The 4670-nt window shown below is 56.3% G+C and carries 5 protein-coding genes; 4 read left to right on the top strand and 1 reads right to left on the bottom strand.

Annotated elements, in window-relative coordinates; translation table 11 throughout:
• Window positions 1–322: 322 nt before the first annotated feature.
• Window positions 323–661, bottom strand: coding sequence for a helix-turn-helix domain-containing protein (locus tag Q0C28_RS17710; protein ID WP_293577792.1), 339 nt, complete (start codon window positions 659–661; stop codon window positions 323–325).
• Between the two features lie 280 nt (window positions 662–941).
• On the opposite strand from Q0C28_RS17710, the gene Q0C28_RS17705 reads away from it, so the two are divergent.
• The 4 genes from Q0C28_RS17705 (at window position 942) to Q0C28_RS17690 (ending at window position 4441) form a co-directional block, all read left to right on the top strand.
• Window positions 942–1841, top strand: coding sequence for an NAD-dependent epimerase/dehydratase family protein (locus Q0C28_RS17705; protein WP_366934251.1), 900 nt, complete (start codon window positions 942–944; stop codon window positions 1839–1841).
• 412 nt (window positions 1842–2253) lie between these two features.
• A complete protein-coding gene (locus tag Q0C28_RS17700) occupies window positions 2254–2748 on the top strand; it encodes a GDSL-type esterase/lipase family protein (protein ID WP_293577790.1) in 495 nt (164 codons plus the stop codon).
• A 238-nt stretch (window positions 2749–2986) separates the two neighbouring features.
• Window positions 2987–3967, top strand: coding sequence for an MBL fold metallo-hydrolase (locus Q0C28_RS17695; RefSeq protein ID WP_293577789.1), 981 nt, complete (start codon window positions 2987–2989; stop codon window positions 3965–3967).
• Window positions 3968–4048: 81 nt separating this feature from the next.
• Window positions 4049–4441 (top strand): thioredoxin family protein, encoded by a 393-nt coding sequence (locus tag Q0C28_RS17690; RefSeq protein ID WP_293577788.1) that lies wholly within the window; start codon window positions 4049–4051, stop codon window positions 4439–4441.
• Window positions 4442–4670 lie beyond the last annotated feature (229 nt).

Here is a 4670-nt window from a genome sequence, read left to right as displayed (position 1 = left end):
AGCAATGATGAATACGAACAATACGTGTGACGACAAAAGTTGGGGGATTAGACCCACTAATCAACCCTAACCCATTGAAATAAAACCACCCGCCAAAAACAAGCACCTCAAATATAGTTCTGAAGTGTCGAACTTGGGAGGATAAGGGCACGTCAGGGAAACACAGGTGTGGTCAATCGGGGCATCAACCGGATGTCAGGTGCCGAGAGTATTTTGATTTTTCCCTGTTTTTCAACAATGCATGCCCCCAGCGAGGCGCTGGTTGATGGCGGCCTTCATCAAGGCACCACCCGGATTGCGGCGCATATGCATTTGGCCGCGGTCAGCCGTAGTTGTGTTCTACCCAGCGATCAAGCTGTGCCACCACCGTTCGCAAAGAATAACCTTTGGGGGTTAGGCCGTATTCCACATGTGGCGGAAACCTGCGGTATTCGGTGCGTTCGACGAGGCCCAGATCTTGCAGGTCGCCCAGAACGTCGCTCATCACTTTCTTTGAAATGCCTTCCAATCGCTTGCGCAGTTCGGTCGCGCGAAGCGCTCCGTCGCCCAGTACATCAACAGTGAGCAACGCCCATTTGTTCGAAATGCGCGATAAAAATAGACGCGACGGGCAGCTTTCGGCGAAGACGTTGCCGATCTGGAATTCTTCATGTCGGGTCATATAGCGGCCTATTGCATGGGCTAGCAAGTTACGCGAGTTTATGTGGTCGGCCTGTGCGGACCAAGCCCCCTCTCAGTTTCGTGATAGGGTGATTGGCGGCCAACAGTGGGCACTGTCTACCAAGCTGTCCGTCTGTGGGATTAGGATTGCCTGTTGGCACCGGTTTCTTGGAACAACAATTCTGTCGACCCAGACTTCCGTTTTTGTTGTCCCTTTTTTGGCTTGATCTCAACCTAGGTTAAGGTTGTAGCTGGTTGATTTGCTCAAAACTGGAGGACGAGTGGTGCGGGTATTCATCTTGGGTGGAACGGGAACGATTGGGACTGCGATTGTCGCGGAACTTGTGCGCCGGAACCACCAAGTCGTGGCTTTGAGCCGTTCAGAAAAATCCGACAAAAGCCTCCGCGTCGCTGGTGCGGTACCGTGCAGAGGCGACATGACGGAACCGGAACCCTGGGCCGATGTAGCTTCTACCTCTGACGCGGTTGTTCAGGTCGCCGCGACGTTTGGTGACGATATGGGGGATGTGGACGCCAAAGCAATGAACGCGTTGATTGAGGCGTCGCAAACTCGGACTGAACCGATGGGGCTGATCTACACCGGTGGATGCTGGCTCTACGGTGAAACAGGTGATGAAATAGCTGTGGAAGAACGGCCCTTTGACCCGCTGCCTGCGTTTTCTTGGATGGTCAACCATGCGCAAATGCTCCTTAGTGCGGTCAATCTGCGTACTGCGGTGATTCATCCAGCGATGGTCTATGACATGCAGGATGGTGGCGTTTTCCACCGGTTTGTGGCTGCGGCAAAGGTGGGTCAGAGACCCGAGATCTGGGGGAGTGCCGCAACACGGTGGCCCCTGATCGAAAGCGCTGATTTGGCCCGCGCTTATTGTGATCTTGTTGAAAGGTCTGATCTGGTGGGGCACTTCAACGTAGTTGCGGAGGAAGGTGTCACAGTAAGCCGGATCACGACGGTCATCAGTGAAGCCTTCGGCTCTCCTGAAGAGCCCATAATTCGCAGTTTGGATGATGCCATTGCGGAGAACGGTGATTGGGCGAAAGGTCCAACCCTTGATCAGCAAATGTCAGCGCGGAAACTCAGGTCTGCCCTCGGCTGGCAACCGGAAACAACTGATTTTGCCAAACCCATTTCCCGATGGATTGCTGGCCTCGGGGATTAGTCATCATCATCGCGCTTTTGTAATGCCAGCATTTTGTCAGGCATGGCAAAGAAGCGCCGCATATAACAGCGCAGCCTGAGTAACAGTCATCTACAACCCAAACAACAGTGGCATTCGGCGGTGTCTCTTGCGGTCCCGTTTGATCAAAGATCTTCAGATTTGTCTCACACCCGGAAATCACCGCTAGGATCTGAGTTCTTTCTCGAAAGTGTCCATCCGCCATGTGGCGGGGCCCGATAATCCGCTCCGGCTGAAGGTTGGTACCCAAGGACCAGCCCCCGTTTTCGTTCAGTAACAGCATTCTCACTCGAACGTGACCAGAACGCCCATGGTTACAAAAATGTGCCCTGTTCGGTGTGACCAGGACAGGGGCTAGGTTGATCACCGTGATGAAAACAAAAGGAATCCTTCGGTGATCCGCGCTGTCTTTTTCTGTGTTGTGATGCTGTGCGCAGCCCCCTTGCCAGGCTGGGCGGAGTTTCGCGTTCTCGCACTGGGAGACAGCAACACCTGGGGATCCAATGCGTCTGGGCCGCGCCATGGTGATACAGTGCGTTGGGCTCGGGTGCTTGATGCGGCTATCGCGCATGCCGTGGTGATGGAGGACGGCCGCATCGGTCGGCGCACAGATCTGGGCGCGGGGCAGCCCCTGGATAATATTGGGCGTGCAGTGACCGCACCGTTGCCCGATCTGGTGGCTCAACATCTGCCGCTGGATCTGGTAGTGATGATGCTGGGCACCAATGATTTGCAAGCAGGTCAGGGGCGTGATGCCGACACTGTCGCGAGGTCTGCTTTTTCCTTGGCGCGCATCCTGAAGGCTGGGGGTGTCGGCCAAGTGCTGGTTGTCACGCCACCGCCTTTGACCCAACCGGAACGCGGCGCTTTGGCAGGTCTCTTTGGCTAGGCCCAGCCCGCCTCCGAAGCGCTTGCCGAAGCCTATGCTCGTCTTTCCCAGCAGACCAGCATTCCCGTCTTTCACGCCGGTTCGGTGGTTCGCGCCGACGGGGCAGACGGCGTTCATCTGACCGCTGCCGGACAACAGAAATTGGGACGGGCGCTGGTGCCCATTGTCACCGGGTTGTTGCCCGACTGATCTCGATACCCCCTCAAACCCATCAACCTGAACTGTGGAGACCCCTCATATGACACTCATTTCACGCCGACAGGCCCTCACCGGTGCCGCTGTTGCCGCCTCTGCAGCGATCGCTGCACCGCTGGTTCCGACACAGGCGCGGGCTGCTGCGCCGTTGGTCGGCGCTCAGGCTCCTGGCTTCTATCGTCGAAAGGTCGGCAATGCCGAGGTTACTGCGCTCCTCGACGGCTATCTGGATATCGCCCATAACCTTTGGGTTGGCATTGACGAAGCAAATGTGAAGCAGGCCATCGCAAACAGCTTCCTGCCCGACAACGGCAATATCCGCATCGGCATCACGTCCTACCTGGTGAACACTGGCGACCGTCTAATCCTGGTCGACAGTGGCTCGGCCGATCTGTTCGGGCCAACGGCTGGTAAATTCCTTGAGATGCTCGCCGCTGCAGGGCACACCGCAGATCAGATTGACGATATCCTCATCACGCATATGCATCCCGACCATATCGGTGCGTTGATCACTGCCGACGGGAAGGCCACATTTGCCAACGCACAAGTGCACGTCGCGCAAAAGGAAATCGAATTTTGGGCGTCAGAGAGCAACCTCGCTGCCGCGCCTGATTTTGCCAAATCCTGGTATCAGGCAGCGCTGGATGTAAAAGCAGCATATGACGGGCGGCTCAACATCTTCTCGGGAGCGCCGGAGTTGATAACGGGGGTTACCGCGATGGAGTTGCACGGTCATACGCCAGGTCAAACCGGCTATCATTTTGGCTTCGGCGGGGAAGAACTGCTGATCTGGGGCGACGCTTGCGGCGTGGCTGCCGTGCAGTTTCAGCATCCAGAGGCCGGGTTGGTGTTCGACGTAGATGGCGAAACGGGTAAGAAGACCCGCGCCAAGCTGCTGGATATGGCTGCGCATGATAAACTGTTGGTCGCTTCGCCGCACTGTCCATTCCCGTCCTTTGGGCATGTCGCGCGCAGTGGTGATGCCTATGCATGGGTTCCTGACGAATACCGTTACACCGTCTAGGTTCTCGCGGCCGATCAAGGGCTCACCATGTTTTCCGGAGCGGGATAAGCCCCGCTTCGGATCTTTTCAAAGGAGATAAGAATGAAACGCAGAGAGCTGATGCTTGGTGCCGCCGCGACGGTGCTGCTCGCGGGTACCGTACGCGCCGCAGATCAGGTGACTTTCCATTTTTATGGCGCGGAAGACTGCCCGCCCTGCATGGCGTTCAAACGCAACCATCTGGCCGATGTGCAGGCCGAGGGCAGAGCCAATGGGGTTATCGTCGAAGAAAACGTGATCACGCGCACGCGCGACGTGCCTAAAATTGGTGTCTACGGTGATCGTGATCCGATCCTACGCCTTGCCGCACCGCAGCTGGAACGGGTCTATCCGCCGATCTTCTTTGTCTCGCAAGGTGGCCGTATTGCTTCTGTCCACGGACCTGATTGGAGTGCTGCGTTGCGTGAAGCGCGTCGGCTTGCAGGGCTGACTTAACGGGACTGCTAGCCCTGCGGTCGATTGAGCGGACGGTATTGGTTCCGGGCGTTTTAGTCTACGCAGATATGATTTCATAAGATCGAAATTGTTGCAACCAAGTAGAAATGTCACTGGTTCTGCAAAGCAGAAGTGTCACCAAGAGCGCCGACGGTAGCAAGGCTTAGCAGCCCGGAGACCTCAAATATCGCAGGGCTGAAAAGCCTTGCGTGTGCTTGGCTGAGAGGAT

Source organism: Phaeobacter sp. (genome assembly GCF_022825805.1).
Lineage (GTDB): Bacteria > Pseudomonadota > Alphaproteobacteria > Rhodobacterales > Rhodobacteraceae > Phaeobacter.
The sequence above is the reverse complement of the archived record's forward strand: the minus strand, read 5'-3'. Positions and strand labels throughout refer to the sequence as shown.

Coding starts and splice junctions, on each gene's coding strand:
- Q0C28_RS17695 (WP_293577789.1), top strand. CDS start 2,987: ATGACACTCATTTCACGCCGACAGGCCCTCACCGGTGCCGCTGTTGCC.
- Q0C28_RS17690 (WP_293577788.1), top strand. CDS start 4,049: ATGAAACGCAGAGAGCTGATGCTTGGTGCCGCCGCGACGGTGCTGCTC.
- Q0C28_RS17710 (WP_293577792.1), bottom strand. CDS start 661: ATGACCCGACATGAAGAATTCCAGATCGGCAACGTCTTCGCCGAAAGC.